The organism is Trichothermofontia sp., assembly GCF_053493415.1.
Genome location: NZ_JBRCAD010000078.1, coordinates 1 through 18,233 on the forward strand (window position 1 = coordinate 1; position 18,233 = coordinate 18,233).

The 18,233-nt window shown below is 56.4% G+C and carries 13 protein-coding genes and 2 pseudogenes; 6 read left to right on the forward strand and 9 right to left on the reverse strand.

All coding sequences use genetic code 11. The annotated features are described in order from the left end of the window. Window positions 1–465: pseudogene (locus ACWIUF_RS06530) on the forward strand (Hpt domain-containing protein); the annotation flags it as partial. Here ACWIUF_RS06530 and ACWIUF_RS06535 read toward each other — a convergent pair. Next, on the reverse strand, window positions 430–1,821 hold the full coding sequence (locus ACWIUF_RS06535) for a nicotinate phosphoribosyltransferase (RefSeq protein ID WP_448571482.1): 1,392 nt from the start codon (window positions 1,819–1,821) through the stop codon (window positions 430–432). The pseudogene ACWIUF_RS06530 and the gene ACWIUF_RS06535 overlap by 36 nt on opposite strands. 387 nt (window positions 1,822–2,208) lie before the next feature. Between ACWIUF_RS06535 and ACWIUF_RS06540 the strand changes: the two genes are divergently transcribed. Then, window positions 2,209–2,931 carry a biliverdin-producing heme oxygenase gene (locus tag ACWIUF_RS06540; protein ID WP_448571483.1) on the forward strand — a complete coding sequence of 241 codons (723 nt, stop codon included), beginning with the start codon at window positions 2,209–2,211 and terminating at the stop codon, window positions 2,929–2,931. A 158-nt stretch (window positions 2,932–3,089) separates the two neighbouring features. Here the strand turns inward: ACWIUF_RS06540 and ACWIUF_RS06545 are convergent, their stop codons facing one another. The 7 genes from ACWIUF_RS06545 to ACWIUF_RS06575 all read right to left on the reverse strand — a co-directional run bounded on the left by ACWIUF_RS06545 (window position 3,090) and on the right by ACWIUF_RS06575 (window position 13,791). Then, complete coding sequence (locus ACWIUF_RS06545; protein ID WP_448571484.1) at window positions 3,090–3,668, reverse strand: pilus assembly FimT family protein; 579 nt, start codon at window positions 3,666–3,668, stop codon at window positions 3,090–3,092. A gap of 736 nt (window positions 3,669–4,404) precedes the next feature. Then, window positions 4,405–4,992 (reverse strand): pilus assembly FimT family protein, encoded by a 588-nt coding sequence (locus ACWIUF_RS06550; RefSeq protein ID WP_448571485.1) that lies wholly within the window; start codon window positions 4,990–4,992, stop codon window positions 4,405–4,407. 11 nt (window positions 4,993–5,003) lie between these two features. Further along, entirely contained in the window at window positions 5,004–6,104 is a 1,101-nt protein-coding gene (locus tag ACWIUF_RS06555; protein ID WP_448571486.1) for a PilW family protein, read from the reverse strand. After that, the gene (locus tag ACWIUF_RS06560; RefSeq protein ID WP_448571487.1) at window positions 6,089–6,808 is read right to left on the reverse strand and encodes a prepilin-type N-terminal cleavage/methylation domain-containing protein; all 720 of its coding nucleotides are present in this window, start codon (window positions 6,806–6,808) and stop codon (window positions 6,089–6,091) included. Before ACWIUF_RS06560 ends, ACWIUF_RS06555 begins: the two co-directional genes overlap by 16 nt. 201 nt (window positions 6,809–7,009) lie before the next feature. Further along, window positions 7,010–12,022, reverse strand: coding sequence for a hormogonium polysaccharide biosynthesis protein HpsA (gene hpsA / locus ACWIUF_RS06565; protein WP_448571488.1), 5,013 nt, complete (start codon window positions 12,020–12,022; stop codon window positions 7,010–7,012). Window positions 12,023–12,670: 648 nt separating this feature from the next. Next, a complete protein-coding gene (gene rpmB, locus ACWIUF_RS06570) occupies window positions 12,671–12,907 on the reverse strand; it encodes a 50S ribosomal protein L28 (RefSeq protein ID WP_448571489.1) in 237 nt (78 codons plus the stop codon). A gap of 65 nt (window positions 12,908–12,972) precedes the next feature. Continuing rightward, the gene (locus ACWIUF_RS06575; protein WP_448571490.1) at window positions 12,973–13,791 is read right to left on the reverse strand and encodes a WecB/TagA/CpsF family glycosyltransferase; all 819 of its coding nucleotides are present in this window, start codon (window positions 13,789–13,791) and stop codon (window positions 12,973–12,975) included. Window positions 13,792–14,260: 469 nt separating this feature from the next. Here ACWIUF_RS06575 and ACWIUF_RS06580 point away from each other — a divergent pair, with 469 nt between their 5' ends. From ACWIUF_RS06580 to dxr, 4 genes are all read left to right on the forward strand, one after another. Next, complete coding sequence (locus tag ACWIUF_RS06580) at window positions 14,261–14,512, forward strand: hypothetical protein (RefSeq protein ID WP_448571491.1); 252 nt, start codon at window positions 14,261–14,263, stop codon at window positions 14,510–14,512. A gap of 128 nt (window positions 14,513–14,640) precedes the next feature. Further along, entirely contained in the window at window positions 14,641–14,838 is a 198-nt protein-coding gene (locus tag ACWIUF_RS06585; protein WP_448571492.1) for a DUF2949 domain-containing protein, read from the forward strand. Window positions 14,839–15,067: 229 nt separating this feature from the next. After that, window positions 15,068–16,285, forward strand: coding sequence for a PRC-barrel domain-containing protein (locus ACWIUF_RS06590; protein ID WP_448571493.1), 1,218 nt, complete (start codon window positions 15,068–15,070; stop codon window positions 16,283–16,285). 94 nt (window positions 16,286–16,379) lie between these two features. Next, window positions 16,380–17,564 (forward strand): 1-deoxy-D-xylulose-5-phosphate reductoisomerase, encoded by a 1,185-nt coding sequence (gene dxr, locus ACWIUF_RS06595; protein WP_448571494.1) that lies wholly within the window; start codon window positions 16,380–16,382, stop codon window positions 17,562–17,564. 145 nt (window positions 17,565–17,709) lie between these two features. Here dxr and ACWIUF_RS06600 read toward each other — a convergent pair. After that, window positions 17,710–18,233 (reverse strand): annotated as a pseudogene (locus ACWIUF_RS06600) (hypothetical protein); the annotation flags it as partial.

Consider the following 18,233-nt stretch of genomic DNA (forward strand, 5'->3'; position numbering starts at 1 on the left):
CCAGCCCCCAAATCCGCCAATTACGCGGCGGCAGTTACAGCCATTTTGCGGGAAATGTTACCGCTCTTTAAGCAAGGGGCGACGGCCCAGAATCGCCAGCAATTGGTGGGCCTGTGCGATCGCTTGGCCCAGATTGCCCCCAAGACCGGCACTTGGCAAACCCTCATTCAAACCGCCAAGGTGGCGATCGCCAATCCGGATAATTCCTACCAAACCCTCGCCCCCTTGGTCGTCAAGGATCTCAAACAAGGGGGAGATTTCCTACAGGTTGGACGCGAGGCCGACATTGCCGCCAGTCCCAGCCTACAAAAGCTGGCGGTCCAGCCCACGCTGGAACCAGCTCAGCCCCAATACATCACGGTTCCCCTCGAACCTAGGGCTGCGGCCCAAGCCCTAGTCAAGGCATTCAACCGGCAACAATTGGTGCAATTAGCCCAACTCCTGGTCAAGGTGATTAAGTCCTAGATCCGAGTGGTGGCAGGTCTGTTGCGTTAAGGCCGCTAGGGCGGCGGAGAGGGTTACAGGGGCCGGAGCGGGTTGGCTCAGACGACGCAGGGTACCTGGTAGACTCGCCACGGCGAGCGCCGTTCGCTTCCGTATGGCGGCGAGGGTGTCGGGGAATTGGGCATCAAAGTTGGGCAGCCGTTTCCCCTGGTGCATCACTGGCGCGAGCAGAGGGGTTTCCCCTAGGAGGGGCACTTCAGCGGCTAGACCCAAGCGATCGCGCAGGGGATCAAGGCGGCGGAAGATTTGCTTACGACCGGGGTAGGTAATTTTTTGGCGCGATTCCTTCATCACCGGCCTGCCATCGATCTCCACTAATTTATAAACACCATTCACGGCATACCCCGTCACGAGGCGAGTACCAATGCCATAGCCATCAATGCAGGCTCCTGCGGCCAGCAGTTTGGCAATTTCCCACTCATCCAGATCCCCGCTGACCACAATGCGCACCGTGGGCAGGAGGTCATGCACCTGTCGTGAGAGGCTCGCCAGATCCCCAGAATCCAGGCGCACGCTCCTCAGGTTGGGGTTGCCTGCGGCAAGCTGGGTGGCAAGGCGCTGAGCGGCGGCGATCGTATCGTAGGTGTCGATCAGCAGGGTAGCTTGGGGAAAGTAGCGATGGAAGGCGGCAAAGGCATCATCTTCGTTACCCTCTAGGGCCGCGATCGCCATCACGAGGGCATGGGCCATTGTGCCTTGAGGACGTTCCCCCAGTTGGCAAGCGGCTAGGACGTTGGAGGTGCCATCCATGCCCGCAGCGAGGGCAGCCCGTGCAGCCAGGAGAGCAGCTTGGGGACCAAAGGCCCGCCGGGTGCCAAATTCCAAAAGGGTAGCAGTGGGACCAGCGACATCGCGGATACGGGCAGCGCGGGTAGCCACCAGGGTTTGGTAGTTGATCGTGTTCAGCAGATAGGTTTCCAGCAGTTGGGCCTGCCAGAGGGGAGCCTCGATCCGCAGCAGGGGTTCGTTGGCAAAGACGACCGTTCCTTCTGGCACTGCCCAGACATCCCCCGTAAATTGGGCTGCCGCCAGCAGGGACCAGAAGCGATCGGGGACATGGGCGAACTCGCCAGTGGCCTGCAAGGCGGCAATCTGGGCCGGGGTGAAGTGCCATTGCTCCAGATAGGTCAGAACGTCGGCCAACCCCATCGCAATCAGGTAACCAAAGTGGGGCGGTAGTTTACGGGTAAACAGTTCAAAACTGGCGGGACGGTGCTCAATCCCTTCACCCACATAGCAGGCGGCCATCGTTAGCTCATAGAGATCGGTCAAAAGACTTAAGTCTTCCGCGTGTAGGCTCAGGGCACGATCGCGCATCAGTTAGCTCCCAACCAAATCTAAAACCGAAGAGGACCGACCTCCCAACCCGGGAGCAGGTGAGCAATCCGGGCTAGGCCAGTGCGGGGATATTTCTGCACGTTAAGAATTTATTTATGTCACTTTACATTCCGTCACCCTTGCCCCGCCCCCCATATCGCCGATAGCCCCCTAATCTGACAGCGGGAATACATTTGGTAACAAATTCTGTAACAAAATGGGCAATGGATGCCAACATCCCATCTACGACAAGGGGAATTTTTAGAAAACTTAATGAAAAGTCTCAGCAAATGCGTCTACGCTAGCAGTTTAGGTGAACCATCAGCAGGTTGGGGGCGTCCCCGCCGACCTATCCCTATTATTGGCTTATCGGGTTGGAACGTTAGCATGAGCATCAATTTAGCAACACTGTTGCGCGAAGGGACCAAGAAGTCCCACACAATGGCTGAGAATGTCGGCTTTGTTAAGTGTTTCCTCAAGGGGACGGTGGAAAAGTCTTCCTATCGGAAGTTGACGGCTAATCTCTACTTCGTCTATACCGCTATGGAAGAGGAGATGGAGCGTCACAGTCAGCACCCGATCGTCTCCAAAATCTATTTCCCGCAACTGAACCGCAAGCAAAGCCTAGAGCAGGATCTCCACTACTATTTCGGCGCAAATTGGCGAGACGAAGTCGCCCCCTCCGCAGCGGCCCAAGCCTATGTGGCGCGGATTCGTGAGGTGTCGGCAACGGCTCCGAAACTGCTGGTTGCCCATTCCTATACCCGCTATTTGGGTGACCTGTCGGGCGGCCAAATCCTCAAGGGGATTGCCCAGCGAGCGATGAACCTGCCCGAAGGGGAAGGGACCGCCTTCTACGAATTTGCATCGATTTCAGACGAAAAAGCGTTCAAGCAGTTATACCGTCAACGGCTAGATGAACTGGATATTGATCAGGCAACAGCCGATCGCATTGTCCAGGAAGCTAATGACGCCTTTGGCATGAACATGAAGATGTTCCAGGAGCTAGAGGGCAATTTGATCAAGGCGATCGGGCAAGTCCTGTTCAATTCCCTGACGCGCCGTCGTACCCGTGGTAGTACCGAGTTGGCCACGGCGGAAGCGGAATAGGCGAGGCTGGATTAGGGTCGCTAACTAAAAGGCGATTGGCTATTTAATCAGCTCTTTTGAGTGTTGGGAATTCTGACAGTGGGGCAGGCATCATGCCTGCCTTTTGCGCGAATAGCCTCATTTGGGTGTCAATTGCCTGGTTCTGTGCTGAATCGTGGTTAATCACATTGGGCATTGCGGGCGGTGCGGGCCGTACCGAGGATAGTGGAAATAAAGACACAGCGTCTGGGGGCAGTTTGATTTTTCGGGGCGATGACGATGCGACCGGTGCCTAAACCACCGCCGCTAGCACCAGCACCGCTGACCCGGCCATTAGCTAGAAAACGGGAACTTCGGTAACCGTTTCGCAGGGGCAAAGTCGCGTGGGTAATTTGAATTTCATGTGAGACTTCCCCAGCCAGCGGACGCCAGCGGGGATCATTGCCAGGACAACCGACCGGGTCGGTGAGGGTTTGGGCATGGATCAGGGTTTGGACTTGGCCATTTTGGGTACGGAAACAAACCTGCCAGTCACGAAGATCCCGTTGGGCATTGTATTGGGCTTCGCGGAAGCTGGCGAGGATGACCCGTTGGGCGGTGTTGACCCGCTGACGATCGAGGAGGGTTTTCCAGGTGGGGGCAACGATCGCGGCGAGGATACCCACAATGGCCAGGATGATGATGCTTTCGAGCAGGGTGAAACCTTGGGTTGCACCGGACGACTGGCGCGGTAGGCCGGGAGGCGGGACGGGCGTCATATCAGTTGGGTAGATGCGTGGTAGATGCGTGAAGGTGGGTGGTGGCGGATACCGATGGATGCAGGGCCAATCGGATCAGTTGGGTAGATGCGTGGTAGATGCGTGAAGGTGGGTGGTGGGATACCGATGGATGCAGGGCCGCTCGGACCGATTAATCGCTCCACTTCTCACATAAGCTTCTTTGATTTACCCAACAACTAACGTCACCCTAATGATCACGCTGACCGCACCTCACTCGCACAAGCTAACGAGAAGCGGGTTGGGTTCAACGGGAGAAAGGGATGAAAAAGGTTGAAAACGATTGAAAATGGTCGAAAAGCTATGGTAAAACCACCCCGAAGCTGAGGTGATTTACGTTAATCCTAGGGGTGAGTGATGAATCCTAGGGGTGAGTGATGGCGGGGATCTACCGCAATTCTACGGAAACTTATAGAAACCTATATCTGGCAAAGATCATCCCGACCGGTTCGGGGGACGCCCGATCGGGTGCTAAGCACCATACAGCGGCAGGAACAATTCTGGCCGTTGGGAAGGCCCTGTTTGTCGTGCTGGTTTTAGTCTGGAAACGACTATAGCACTTCCATATTTAGTGAGGTACAGACAAGGAGCTTAAGCCCCTTGTTTACCAGGCTTGACAGTACTTCATTAGGGAGGGAACGGTTGTAAAGTCGTGACTACTCACTGCCACGACGTTAGTCGTGACTACTAACGTGGCGAAACTTTAAGGCTTACTGTACTAGTTGCAATCCGCATCCCGGCCCGATCGCGCGGCCCCCAGGATGCTCGGTAAGATGACGCAGCGGCGAGGTCCGGATTGATTCCGGGGGGCAAAGGTAATGCGTTCGTTATTACCGACGATCGTGCCTGTAGCGGCCCCCTCGGCGCTTAAGCGCCCATTAAAGTCGAAACGCACACTGGCCATCCCATTGCGCAGGGGCAGATTGGTGTTGCTGGCAAAAATTTGGATATCTTTAGAGGTTTCGCCCGCCAGGTAGCGCCAACTGGGGTTATTCGTCGGGCAGTTTAAGGGATTACTGGGCGGCGCGATCGGGTGTACCAGCACTTCAACTCGATTATTGTTCGTGCGGAAACAGGTTTGCCAGGGACGAATATCCCGTTGTGTGTTGGCCTGAGCTTCCCGGATAGCCGCGAGGGCATCCCGTTGGGCTGTGGCTACCCGTTGGCGATTCATTACCGTTTGCCAGGCTGGTGCAGCGAGTGTTGCCAACACGCCTAACATCACGACGGTGACGAGGAGTTCGATCAGGGTGAATCCCGTCGTCGTGGCAGCAGGAGGAATAAAACGCTTAGGGATGGGCAGCATGGTGGTGCGTGTTAGTTATTGGTAGGGGGATTGTTCTCGGGATTACGGCGGAAGACACTGCGGATTTGGGCGCGAGCTTCCAGGCTGGGTAAGTAGCTCGGCGAGCGACTGGCGGCGGAGAGACCGGCACGGGTTGTGGCATTCCCCCGCAGGAACACCTGGACATCCTGCATAAAGTCGATCGAGGTATCCTGGGGTGGTCTGGCAATGCAAGCATAGAAGCTATCGCTAGCCGTGTTAATAGCTGGGTTGAGGGGCGATCGGCTATAGTCGGCTGGGCAGGGAATATCGTTGGTGGGCGCAGTGGCTGCTGGGTAGAAGTCTACATAGTCAATCAGAACATTGCTGTTACCGTTAATATTGCACCCATTCGCCACCGTGCCATCTTGGCATTCCCAGACCAGGAAATTGGGATCGCTGGGGTCATTGGCGTAGTTGGTTGCCATCGCGGGTGACGTGGACAGGCCAGCATACTTGCGAAGCTGATAGCGGACCAGCCGAGCAGGTCCGCGCCACTGGGTACCATCGTTGTTGCGCCGCAGGGTATAGAGCACCAGCGTCATCGCATTACGGGCAACATTCGCTGTCAGACATTCACCCTGAGCATCGGCAGGGAGAGCACCGCAGTTATTAGCAGCGGGTAGGGGATCACTGGTGGTATAGGGCAGGGCTTCGTATTTCCAGAAGGCCAGAACGGGGATGTTATTGGTATTGTTATTAGGCAGGCCCAATCCCGCAGTCAAGGTGGTGGTGCGGCCTGGACAGTCGCTACTGACCAGCGTGTTGAGACAGCCGCCAGGATAGACATAGATGGCTTCCTGCAAATCTTCCCGGATGAAGTTGAGGGCCAGGGACATTTCCTGCTGGGTTTCGGTCCGGGCGACATCCCGCTGCTCGGTTTCCAACACTTGAGTCATGAGGTAGAGCAGGCCGGAGAGGGCCATGAAACCAATAAAGGCCCCAATCAGCAGTTCAATGACGGTGAAACCGGTTGACCCGTGCGGCTGGGGAGACCGTTGCGTCCGGAGCCAGAGATACAGGAGGCGATGCCAGCGGTGGGTAGTCATGGTTAAGGCGGGGACTAGGGTGAGGTCATTTAGTTTAGGGGACAACCAGTGGTACTCCCAGGAGTGCTATTGTTGAGGGCGCAGAGGCGGCGGAGGCCGGACTCGCTGGTGGTGCTGAAGTCACTGCGAGCAACTGGTCCGTAAAGCACAGCCAGGGGTGCCCGCAGGGATTGGGCGGCAGGGCTGAGGGATAGGCCACTGGTTTCTGTCTGAAGGTTGCCAGCATTTTGCTGGAGCGCCTGGATGGGGTAGACACGGACCCCTAGGCGGTAGGCAACCGGGAATTTGTTGGCACTGCTCCCGGCAGTCCCATCTAGGTTAAAGACTTGGGTCCGGAAAACTTGCATCCCCAGGACAGGAGCACCCCCATCGGGATTAGGAACTGGGCACCAACTCAGGGGAGTGGTGGGTATCTGGATATTGCCTATGGTTGTGCAGCTTGGTGTAGCGCTAGTCGGGGCACCAACAGCCTGAGGATTGGTGGCATTAGCGCTCACGGCGGGGGGCAACTTGGGGTTAAGGACAGTTGCTGCGGTTTCCCGATCGATCAGTCGTCGGTTGCGATCGACCTCCGATTGGGCCACTTTGATCGCCTGTTCAACGCGGAAGTTTTTGACCCGTGTGGCAACCGCCAACACCAGGGGCGGGGTAAAGGCCGCCATGACCGCCGCCAGAATCAGGATCGCGACCAGCGGCTCTAGGAGCGTAAAGCCCTGCTCGGTAGACCGGCGTTGAACTAAGGGTTGCATCGTAGACCTCCAGGTAAACCGCTCGTGGATTCGGAACGTGGGGTAGGCATTTTGCGGGGTAGGATTTTGGGATTTTAGATTTTGGGATTTTAGATTTGCTGGATGTTGTGGGGTAGGCATCCTGCCTGCCTAGGGGGGCTAAGCATCCTGCCTGCCCAGGAAACGGGGACAGCCGAGACGGCTATCCCACAAGGAGGCAACCTAGTTACACGGGAAGTTAATCGCTCGCCGTAACGTACACACATAGGGATCGGTGGCCGATAGCTCACGATAGAACTCATCCCGATTGAGGGTGGGGGCAGCCATCCGCAGGGCCACGGGCGTCGCTGGCGCATACTGCAAGGCCACATCATAGCCCCAAAGCCGGTTAGGTGCCCCATAGTAGGTAATCCATTCGTTACCACTCCCGCCACCTGTTATCGGTGTTGCCCCTGGCTCCCAGCTATCCTGATCAAAGGGTCCCGTCGCATAGTTGGAGAAATTCAACTGCATCAGCGTGCCACTGATGAATAGATTACGGTTACCCCAGTTTTCCAGGAAACGTGGGAAGTTATGCAGCCCCCCGTAGGCATTCCCCCGCCGCGACGGCGTAATCCCACTGATGAGCATGGCATTCACCCGTTGGTTGTCGGTGGGCGTGATCAGTTGTGGACGGGCACCCTGGAAGGTCAAGAATGACCGGTTGGCAGGAGCACCGCTCACGGTATCCGTGGGCGCAGGCAGATCGAGCATCTCACGACCATACTCTTGGGGAATCCCTCCCGATGCGGTACAAGCGGCAAACCCATACCCGGTGGTCAGCAATTGCCCAGCTGTGGTCTTGCAATAGAGGGGGAAACCCCGTCGCGAGATTTTGATCGGGGAGGCATACCGATCTTGGTTGGTATACAGCCCATCCTCCCGCACCCAAGGCAGATCGCTGGTGTTGGGACGGTTCAAGCCACCTCGGAAGGAATTAGCGCCGAGTGGATTGGTACTGCGAATCCCTAGGGCAAACCAACCGTCGTTGAAGGCGCTCGACAAGATCGTGATCCCATCGGCGAGGATTTCAGTGGGCCGCCATTGATCATTAACACCGGCAAAGGGCGGGGAGTTTAAGGTAGTACGCCCGTAGAAGCCACTGAAAGTCCAGGGATTCGGTAGGAGTTGGGTAAATTCCTCAATCAGGGTTGTGCCAGAGCGGTGGCCATTAAATTCATCCCCATCGGTCATGACGTAAACCGGGCTATCGGAGATGAAGGACATCCCCCGCATTTGGAAGTCAGCCGGAGGATCGGGGATGCGGCGCAGGTCAGAGCCATTCCGCAGGCGGAACCCGTGGGGACGCCGATCGGGATCAGCGTAGGCATCTACCGACTTAATCGAAATCCCCTGATTATGGCTGCCATCGCTCAGGTAGACCGGTGGATCTTGGGGAGTCGCGCTGACCGCATTCATCAGGCATTGGGGGCGTCCATAGAGGCTCGTATTGTTTTCTGGGAAGACGGTTTGGCAATTGGCAAACGTAGTGGCCCGTGGCCGAGCGATCGCATCTTCCCGCACCGCATCTTCCCGGAACGCATAGACAATTCCCGAATTAGACAGCCAGCTTTGGGCTTGGCCTACATTAAAGCCCGTCCCACTCGTCGTGGTGCGCCGCAGGAGATCCAGATCAACATCCAGGACCCGCACGGGCATCATCTCACGGGCATTGAACATCCCCTTATCCAGGAAGGAAACCGCCAGGTTCGGTGCAGTGGCCACTGTGGTGTTGGGATAGTTCACCACCAAGGTATTGCGCCGATTGGTGAGGGTCGTCGTTTGCGGGGTGACCCAGTTGGCGACGGTTCTAGGGGCCAGGGCAATGGTTTCGGGATTAACCGCCTGGTAGGTATAGCTGCCGTTGATATCGGCATGGCGCGTATACCCCGTCGCCTGATCAATATAGGGTTCGGTGGTCGGTTGCAAATGGTTGATACCGCCACTGGCAATATCGTTTGCCCCCCCATGCCCATGATTAAACATGGGGAACAGGTAATAGAGCGAGGGATATTTAATCGGGTTCTGAATCCCGCAAATCACCAGGGCCAACCCCAGACGAGCACCGGAGTTACCAGAAGCCAAGGCTCCTTGGGCAAAGAGACGAGGATCGCAGGATACTTTGAATTTGTCACCGGGATCAATTTGGCCAGCGTTCACCTGATCCCCACTACCCGTTGTGGTTGGGTTTGACCAGATACCACTTGTGGGGTCGTAGTTGCCACTCAGATCTTCCGAGGCAAAGCCCTGCCTAAAGCCCAGCTTGCGATCGCGTTCCACTTGTGGGCCAGCCACGAGTTGGGTGAGGGATGCCTTCTCTTCTGCGGTGAGGCCCGGTATCGCGACTAGCCATTCCTCCGTAGTGAACTGGGAAAAATAGTTCATGGGATGGAAGGCCAGATGGGTATCGTTCTGGGCAATGCTGTTGGGATTGATCGGCGGGCACCCCGTCCAACCTGCCGCCGTATCCCAGGCCGAAGCCGGTGCATCCGCCGCGATGGTGGTGCCGTCTGGCCGGGTGATCGTCCCCGTGGACCGGCACCGCCCGGGTGCTTGATAACTTGCATCGCCTGGTATCGGGCGGCCAATCATCGGCGACCCATTACTGATCACGTTTGAATCAATCAGTTGCCGCAACTTATTCCCAAAGGTTGTCCAGTTAAGGGTCGAGTTAGTCAGGACGGCGGTGAAGATATCGTTCTCCAAACGCAGGTTGTGGGCCAGCATTTGAATTGTGCAACTGGCGGTGTGGAGGGTGGCCTTATCAGCAGGGCTAAGGTCGTTGTAGTTAATATTGGTCTCACCCTGAAGCCCGTTCAACCGGTTCATAATCCGGCGCAGGTTCGAGAAATTCCCGAACATGGTCAGGTTGGGATAGGGATGGGCCACGGGGCCAACGCTGGGCACTGCTGCATCGCCCGTTGCATCCTGGCGCGGGGGGAACGCCCCATAGCGATCGCCGGCAAAGTAGGCCAGGTTGGTCAGGGCTTTGTTGAGATTACTGGTGGGGCTATCGATCGCGGTCCTGAAGCCAGCTTCCGTGCCATCGGGTCCGGGCGGGTTAAATTCCCAGCCATTGGTGCCCTTCCCGGTTAAAAAGCTGGTGTAGACATTGGGGGTGGTCACGCCATTGATGGTACTGGTGGCGGCCATCTTGGGAGCCAGATCAAACCGAGTACTGCGCTCGATCGTCCCGGCCAAGTCGTTGTTGATATCCGTGGAGACGATATCCCTGGAGGTCCCTGGATGGGCCGTTGCCGCAATACAGGCGACGGGGAATTGGCGGGTGCTGCTGGCTGTATGGTAGACCGCCATCGCTTGCACTGCCGCCAGGTTGTCCCGTAGGGCACGCCATTGGCGTTGTTCATGGGCGCGGGTGGCCATTGAACTCCCCGCCGCTGCGTTGGGGGGAGGCGGGTTCAGGGGATCGGCGTTGACATCAGCCTCACTCGTGGCAGATTGCCAGCCATTCATATTACCGAGTTCCAGCCGTTCGCCCACAATAATGCGCAGGCCCTCATTCATCGCCCGCCGTTCCCAGTAACCATCCAGGCCCACATTGGCCGGATCACCGGCGTTGCCATTGGGATCAGGGGGCGGCTCATTGCGAATGAGGTCGGCATCGGTAATCGTGCTCCCTTGTTCCTCCGTAAACGTCGGGGCTTCACACCCATTCGCCCCCTGGACGGCAGGAAGATAGCTCGGCTTCGGCCCGTAGCGATTATCGGCCCGGAAGGTATCGTCCACATAGGGGGGGCAAATCGTTTTGGAGACAATGACCCGCTGTTTCTCCACCAAAAGACTCGCTGACCAAGTATTGGCTATCTTGCCGCTATAGGTGATCGCGCTATTCCGGGGCAGGGTCTTATCTTGCGTGACAATTTGCACGGGGTCAGCAGCAAGGGCCAAGGGTGAAATCCCCGATTGATCGATCGAATCGCTGCTGTTGGTGACATTAACGAAGCCGTTATTATTGGCATCGACGGGGGCGATCGGGGTGCCGGGATGCAGGTGGACTCTAACGGTGCCACTCAGATTCCAGTTGTCATCCCGCATCGAACCAATGCCAAATAGCCCGCCGGACGCAATTTCCGAGTTTTCCACGGGCATATAGTAGCAAGACCGAGGGGAGCTGATGAGGTATGAGGTGAAGGTGTTATTGGCTGTGATCAGCGTGGTACCCGCCGAGTAGGTGCGGCCATTCCAGTTAAAGTTGGGACCGGGGAAAATTTCGAGGTCGTAGCGGAACCAGGCCCCATAGGTATTGCCCGGTTTGATTTCCCGATCCTGTTGATATTGCAACGTTGCGATCGCAGGATTCGCGGGGTTTGTGCTGGGGTTACCATCCGTTAAGGTTGATGGCACCGCGATCGCCATCACCTGGAATGCCCGTTTACTGTTCCCCGTTGAACCAATATTAAACCAACCATCCGAGGGTAAGATCGCCGCTCCCCCCCCGCCCGTTGCTGCCCCGCAGGACGGAGCCGACGCGATCGGGCCATTGCGCACAATCAAGTTGTTCGGCTTCGCGGGCGTCGTGGTCTCATCATCATAAACACTGGCCACCACCGTATTGCCATTGCGTCGGGCCACATTAAAGAAAATGCCATAGACCATTGTGGTATTGGTGGTTGGATCGGTAAACCGCCACATGGGGACCCGGTGCGCCGGATCATTAGCATTACTGCCGATCGTGTTGTCTTGATTAAAATCCAGGTTAATTTGCGACTCTGTAACCCACTCCTCATCTGGCAACTTGTAGAGATTGATGAGATCACTGGGATTGGGGGTTCCCCCTTGGCCATTATTGAGCAAAATTCCCGCAATTTGATCATCCCGAATGCGTCCTGATGGGAGCCGGGCATCCTTGGTGAACATATATTCCAGTTTGGCCTTGGCCCGTTCAATCGCCGGGGTAGCGGCATTGGCGATCGCGGCCTGTTGCCGTGCGCCCGATACCTGGGCCGTGCGGTTAAAGGAGCGGAAGACCATTGCCCCCATCACCATCACGGTGGCCAATAACACGAAGATCATCGTGGGTAACACAAACCCACTACTCGCAGTTGCCGGTTGGCGATGGGGAGGGGTCGATGCTCGATAGTGAATTAGCCAGAACCGTAGCAGCCAATGGTGTCGCTGCTGAATTTCCTGTTGTTGTTTTAGGGGTAGCGATTTCCCAAATTTTCGGTTCAACATAGCACGATCTTCCCGGATGCTAGTGGCCATTAACTGAAAACAAACCTGAATAGGCGATCAAACCCAGTCACCGTGATCGGTAAAAATTCACCAGACTTTCACAAAATTCGGTCGAGAAATATCCATAGTCGGGTCGCCACCCTAGTCCTAACACTGGGACTTTGCAGATTACACCCGTAGGAATACGACACTGCCATTGTTATGATGGGAACTCCTTCCGTAAACTAACGGAAAATTCCCCCAAACAACGCTTACCCAACGTAAATACATCAACAAGAACCTGGGTTCCTTGTCGTCTCGCCATCCCTGATGATGAAATTTTCATAAAGCTGGCGATCTGGCTAGAGGATACCCCCCTTTGCCTAAAAAGCGATCGCACCGAGCGTAAATGCTAGGGTCGTTGATGATTCGGTTTCCAGCGTCCGCACTCCCTGGGGATTGACGCAGGACGCCTAGCCGCCATTCCCCCATCCCCCGACTTGTGTCAATGCACCCCGTTGCGCTCGCCCCCAGGGGCAACTCAACGTCATAAGCAGCAAAAACAGACAGAAAACCCGACCGATCGTTCAACGGACAATCCGTGGGGTCTTCTGTCATACCTCTATATTAATTAAGCGTCAGGATAAACGACAGCGATCGCTAGCGCGATCAACAGTGATTTAAATCAATCCCCGCTTCCTTCGCAAAAGCGGTAATCCCTTTTTGGTTCAGGGTTTTGATGGCCTTGGTGGAAATCCGCAGTTTCACCCAACGATTCCCCTCCGGCCACCAGATGCGCTTCCACTGCAAATTCACTTCTTGAAGCTTCTTGGTGCGACGGTGCGAGTGGGAAACGGCATAGGCATTATTGGCCTTTTTCCCGGTCAGTTGGCATTGGCGTCCCATGAGTCCGGTCCTAGTCTCGTAAATTAACTGCAAAACTAACATTGTACAGCAGACGGGGGGCTTGGCTATCGGCCAAACACGGTGGTAATGGCCGTTCCCAGGTAATCCCCCAGCGATCGCAGGGCAAATTGGGGCAGGGCCAGCATCCGCCGCCACCGCCAGGGTTCCTGGTAGAGGCGATAGAGCCATTCCAAATGGTACTGACGGAACCAGGCCGGTGCCCGTTCTTTGACGCCAGCCCAAACGTCAAAACTGCCACCCACGCCGATCCAAATCGCATCGGGACACCGCGATCGGTGCTGGGCGATCCACAATTCCTGGCGCGGCACCCCTAACCCAACCAGGATCACACGGGGACGCAAGTCAGCTAATTGTTGGTGGAACTGGTCTTGTTCCGTCGGGGATAGATAACCATGTTGGGCAAGGGCGATCGTCAGACCGGGCACCTGCGCTTCCCAATAGGCCGCTGCCGCCGCCGCTGTGCCGGGGGTTCCGCCATAGAAGACCACGGGATAGGCATTCTGACCCTCCTGTCGGTGGGGCGTCTTTTGTTGCCAGCAGCCCACTTGGGTGAGGAACGCACCCGCCAGTTCAATCCCCGGTGTGCGTTTGACCCGCTTACCCCGTAGCCACAGGTGCCACACCACTCCGGCCCCATCGGGAATAACCAGATCGGCCCGACGAATAATCGCTGCCAGTTGGGGATCTTGGGACGCCTGCATCGTCATCTCCGCATTCAGGGTGACGACGTGTGCCCCCTGGCCTGTCGGTAAACACGCTTCCAGCCATTGCCCATAGTCAGCCGCTAGGTGAACCGGCAGTCCCAGGACGGAACCCACCGCTAACGGGTCTGGGGGCAGCGCAACCGCAGTGAAACTTGACATTGAACTTCAGGGTGAATAGGGAAAGAATAAAAAATGTAACATTCTAGCTTCGCGTCTCCCATGATAAAGGACAGCACCCACGCTGAAAAGGCAGAAGGCAGAAAGTCGCAGGCTGAAGGTCGAATGGTTATGGATACCGGGGAAAATATACCGCTTGCGCGGATAACCAGCGTAATTGCGTCGGTTGGGGTAGGTGGACGGTCCCCATGCCCAGGAATCGAGGTGTCCTGGTGGCGGGCGGGAGACCCTGGTGGCGGGCAGGCGAGACGCCTACCCCACAAGCACTGGGGCTGGGAGCCGTGACCCTGATCACGGGGCTAGGGCTTGGGAGTCACACAATCCTTTATCTAGGCATCACAATAATCCCCCGGTTGGGATCACCGCTAAACCTGGAGAAAATCACGACAACTGGTACAGTCAGTCACCCAGCGATGGAAACTTTGGCAGCACACTATAGGAAGTGACGTTAATGATTGAGTTCAGGTTGCGGCATATGGAAAGACTCACGATCGAATTACTACCCTCTGCCCTCTCGGAGCTTTTTGCCGATGTCAGCCTGTCCCGTGAAGTCACGATCGCCGACAGTTACGGGCTGCTGGCGGCAATTCTGAATGATTCCCTGTCTGAGGAAGAGCGGCAGTCTGTCGATCGCCTCCTGCGAGCAGTCCGGGGTGGGCGGGTCTGCAAAGTGAATAAATTATCGGCTTTGGCCAAAGGCTAGGCAAGGGTAAGTGCTTATACTTAGGACATTTCAGCCAATTTTGCCGCTTTGATCATCCGCCTGATTTTTAAACATGGCTGTTTTCACCAAGATGCATTAACATAAGACGAAAAATTTCCCAAGGGGTCATGCAAACGAGTACACAGACTGAATTTATTAGTTTCTTGCAGGAGGAACTGGCGATTCCCTCAACGGAGATCGATTTGGTGTTGCGCCGTCTACACTCAGACCAGGATCTCAGCCAGATTCACATGATCCTTTGGCAGTATGGCCTGTTGACGCTACCCCAATTGAACCAGGCATTGGATTGGTTGGAAGCCAGTTAGGGTTGACGGGTGGGGTAATGCCTTGAGCCGCTTCAAGTCAGGCTTGCGATTCCAGCTTTTTTTGAATATATAGATAAACAACGGTTCCCCAGCGATCGTTTGGCGCAACCCTTGGCCGATCGCCCCCACGACATGACAAGCTGAGAGGATGGGTTAAGTTACGGGCCACGGGTTAGTCTCCGCCCGATTGGACACTTGCCACCCAATAGCAGCGTGGGAGTTAGGGAAAATGGCAAAGCGACCCCGAACGATTCGGCATAGTGAATTACTGAACCAACTGGTCATCGATCGCACCACGATGGAGGAGTTGGGCCAAATTGAGGTGGTGTGGATGTATCCCCAGGTGCATCGGGTTTTGGGGTTTGTCTGCCATTCTGGTTTTTTAGGTAAACAGAAGGCCGCCTTTAAGCTTAAGCAAATTACGGCCTTGGGGGAGAACAGTGTTCTGGTAACAGCCAAGCCCACGGCAACCGATGCGGAGCGGGTACGCCAACTGGAATCCTTAATTCACTGCGAGGTGTGGAGTGATCAGGGCAACCGGGTGGGGCAGATTATTGACTTTGTGTTTGATCTGGAAACTGGCGAAATCCACCACTACTTGCTGGTAACAGGGCGGTTGGCTGCCCTGACGGATGGGATTTACCAACTGCCCCCCCGGAAGATTATGAGTTTGGGTCGCAAGCGGGTGTTGATTGCGGAGGCGACGATCGCGCGACTGGAGCTTTATCAGAGTGGCATTAGGCAGACCTTGACCAAAACGGGGGAGTGGCTCAAGGGAGATCTGGAGCAGGTGACGGAGGAGTTACAGGCTTGGCGGCAGGAGGTGCAAGCCAAAACGCAACAGGTCGGCAGTAAGTTGCAGGGTTGGGTCAGCCGGGTAAAGCGATCGACCCAGGATTGGACCCAGCAAACCCTATCGCAGGCTAAACAATTCGGCGAGACCGTGCACGAAGAAACCCAAACGATCGCCAAGCAGTCTAAGCACCGGAGCCAAACCTGGGTAGAGCAGGTGAAGGAAAGTGGACAAACTTGGCAGCAGCGCCTCAATGATGAGTTTGTGATCAACCTGACGGCAACGGAACAAGCCGAGCAGGCAGCGGCGGCCAAAGCCCGGGCCAATTTGCTCGACGAGGATGATTTTGACTTTGATTTTGAAGATGATGGGAGTGATTCCGTCGCCCCTGCCCATACGTCTGAACCAACCGCACCCCCAACTGACGTACCAGGGGCGACGATCGCTGAAGACGAGTGGGGGGATTGGGACTGGGATGATGCGGCAGCCGCAACTGTGCCAAAGCAGACTAATGCAGAGGGGGTAGCGGGCGATTCTGATCACGCTAGGCGGGGGGGGGAACCCGTTGAGACCAGGGCAAGCGGCACGGCGGACCATGAGGATGAGTGGGATTGGGACGACGAATGGGAGGATGGGACACCGAATCAGGGGTAGAAAGCGTTACAAGGCTTTGTGCGGGTGTATGCCTAGGGTATCGGTGCGGGTGAATGCTCCGATATAATGACTTCAGATTTTTTTAAACCCTATTGTGAAAACCTTAACGCTTCTCGGCTCCACGGGTTCGATCGGGACCCAAACCTTGGATATTGTTACCCACCATCCGGACCAGTTTCGGGTGATTGGTCTGGCGGCGGGTAGTAACGTGGCCTTATTTGCCCAACAAGTTCGCCAGTTCCAGCCAGAGATTGTCGCCCTGCGGGATGTGAGCCAAATTCCTGATCTGCAAGCGGCGATCGCCGATCTCGATCCCCAGCCGATCATCCTGGGGGGAGAAGCCGGCATTGTGGAAGTGGCCCGCTATGGGGACGCGGAGAGCGTGGTGACGGGAATTGTGGGCTGTGCGGGGTTATTGCCCACGATCGCGGCGATCGAAGCCGGAAAAGACATTGCCCTCGCCAATAAGGAAACCCTGATTGCTGGGGGACCCGTGGTCTTGCCCCTGGTGCAAAAACATGGTGTGAAATTATTACCTGCCGACTCGGAGCATTCCGCGATTTTCCAATGTTTGCAAGGGGTTCCTGCGCAGGGCCTACGCCGCATCTGGCTGACGGCCTCCGGGGGAGCCTTCCGGGATTTGCCGGTTGAGAAACTTGCAACTGTAACCGTTGCCGATGCCTTAAAACACCCTAACTGGAGCATGGGTCGCAAAATTACAATCGACTCGGCCACGCTCATGAACAAGGGCCTGGAAGTCATCGAAGCCCACTTTCTCTTTGGGCTAGACTACGACCATATTGACATTGTGATCCATCCCCAAAGTATCATCCACTCGCTGATTGAACTTCAGGATACTTCCGTCTTGGCCCAACTGGGTTGGCCTGATATGCGCCTACCCCTGCTCTATGCCCTCTCCTACCCCGATCGCATTGCCACCCCGTGGGAACCCCTCAACCTGGTGAAGGCGGGCGACCTCACCTTCCGCGAACCCGATCATCATAAATATCCCTGTATGCAATTGGCCTATGCGGCGGGTCGGGCCGGTGGCTCAATGCCAGCCGTACTCAATGCGGCCAATGAACAGGCGGTGGCCCTCTTCCTGGAGGAAAAGATTCGTTTCCTGGATATTCCCCGTTTGATTGAACAAACCTGCGATCGTCACCAACCCGATAACTGTTCCCATCCCTCCCTCGACGATATCCTTGCTGCCGATCAATGGGCACGCCAAGCCGTTGCTGAAGCTGCCCAAGCCCTCAGCCTTGCCGGAACGCACTAGGCTCCCGCACCTTCTACCCAATTCTGACGATGGGCGACATCTTCGCCTCGGTCAGCCGATCGCTTCACTGCTGCTGTCTCCCTGGCAACCGCGTCTAGACGATATCCGGCCCCGTATCTGGCCCGCTTAAAGGCGGGTGAGCCAGTTAATTCATTGATTCTAAGAAGGTTTGAACCTTGCCATCGGGCTTGAGGACTAAACGAATCCGGGGTTGCTTGCCATCCGTGGGGGACACAAAGGGTTCCCCAATCAGAGGCATGCCCGTGCGATCGATATAATTACCTGCGGCCTGCCCTAGGGGAAAAATCCGCTGAATTGAACCATTGGCATTCAGCACCAGGCTATACTCCAGCGTTTGGGAGAGTCCTTCGGGGACCTGCCACTGGCTTTGGAAGTAGGAGCGCACTTCTGCCACTTGGGGAATGACATCAAAGGCGGTACTGGGGGCAGCCCCCGCACTGGCGGCGATCCGACTCTCCTGACTAGCCACGGCAGGGGCTTCATCCGCGACCACGCCCGATCGCGCCGCTGTGGGCGGCGGAGCCGCATTCCGTAAACTAGCCGGGATCTCCGGCAACGGGGTGCCCGATGGTTCAGCCGGAATCGTGATGGTGCCCATTTCACTGGGAGCCGGGAGGGGTGGCGGGGGCGGTGGGGCCATTGCGATAT

Excerpts from the sequence above, each read along its gene's own strand:
- hpsA (WP_448571488.1), bottom strand. The coding sequence starts at position 12,022 with ATGTTGAACCGAAAATTTGGGAAATCGCTACCCCTAAAACAACAACAG.
- ACWIUF_RS06545 (WP_448571484.1), bottom strand. The coding sequence starts at position 3,668 with ATGACGCCCGTCCCGCCTCCCGGCCTACCGCGCCAGTCGTCCGGTGCA.
- ACWIUF_RS06575 (WP_448571490.1), bottom strand. The coding sequence starts at position 13,791 with ATGTCAAGTTTCACTGCGGTTGCGCTGCCCCCAGACCCGTTAGCGGTG.
- ACWIUF_RS06535 (WP_448571482.1), bottom strand. The coding sequence starts at position 1,821 with ATGCGCGATCGTGCCCTGAGCCTACACGCGGAAGACTTAAGTCTTTTG.
- ACWIUF_RS06590 (WP_448571493.1), top strand. The coding sequence starts at position 15,068 with ATGGCAAAGCGACCCCGAACGATTCGGCATAGTGAATTACTGAACCAA.
- ACWIUF_RS06580 (WP_448571491.1), top strand. The coding sequence starts at position 14,261 with ATGATTGAGTTCAGGTTGCGGCATATGGAAAGACTCACGATCGAATTA.
- ACWIUF_RS06550 (WP_448571485.1), bottom strand. The coding sequence starts at position 4,992 with ATGCTGCCCATCCCTAAGCGTTTTATTCCTCCTGCTGCCACGACGACG.
- ACWIUF_RS06560 (WP_448571487.1), bottom strand. The coding sequence starts at position 6,808 with ATGCAACCCTTAGTTCAACGCCGGTCTACCGAGCAGGGCTTTACGCTC.
- ACWIUF_RS06540 (WP_448571483.1), top strand. The coding sequence starts at position 2,209 with ATGAGCATCAATTTAGCAACACTGTTGCGCGAAGGGACCAAGAAGTCC.
- ACWIUF_RS06585 (WP_448571492.1), top strand. The coding sequence starts at position 14,641 with ATGCAAACGAGTACACAGACTGAATTTATTAGTTTCTTGCAGGAGGAA.
- rpmB (WP_448571489.1), bottom strand. The coding sequence starts at position 12,907 with ATGGGACGCCAATGCCAACTGACCGGGAAAAAGGCCAATAATGCCTAT.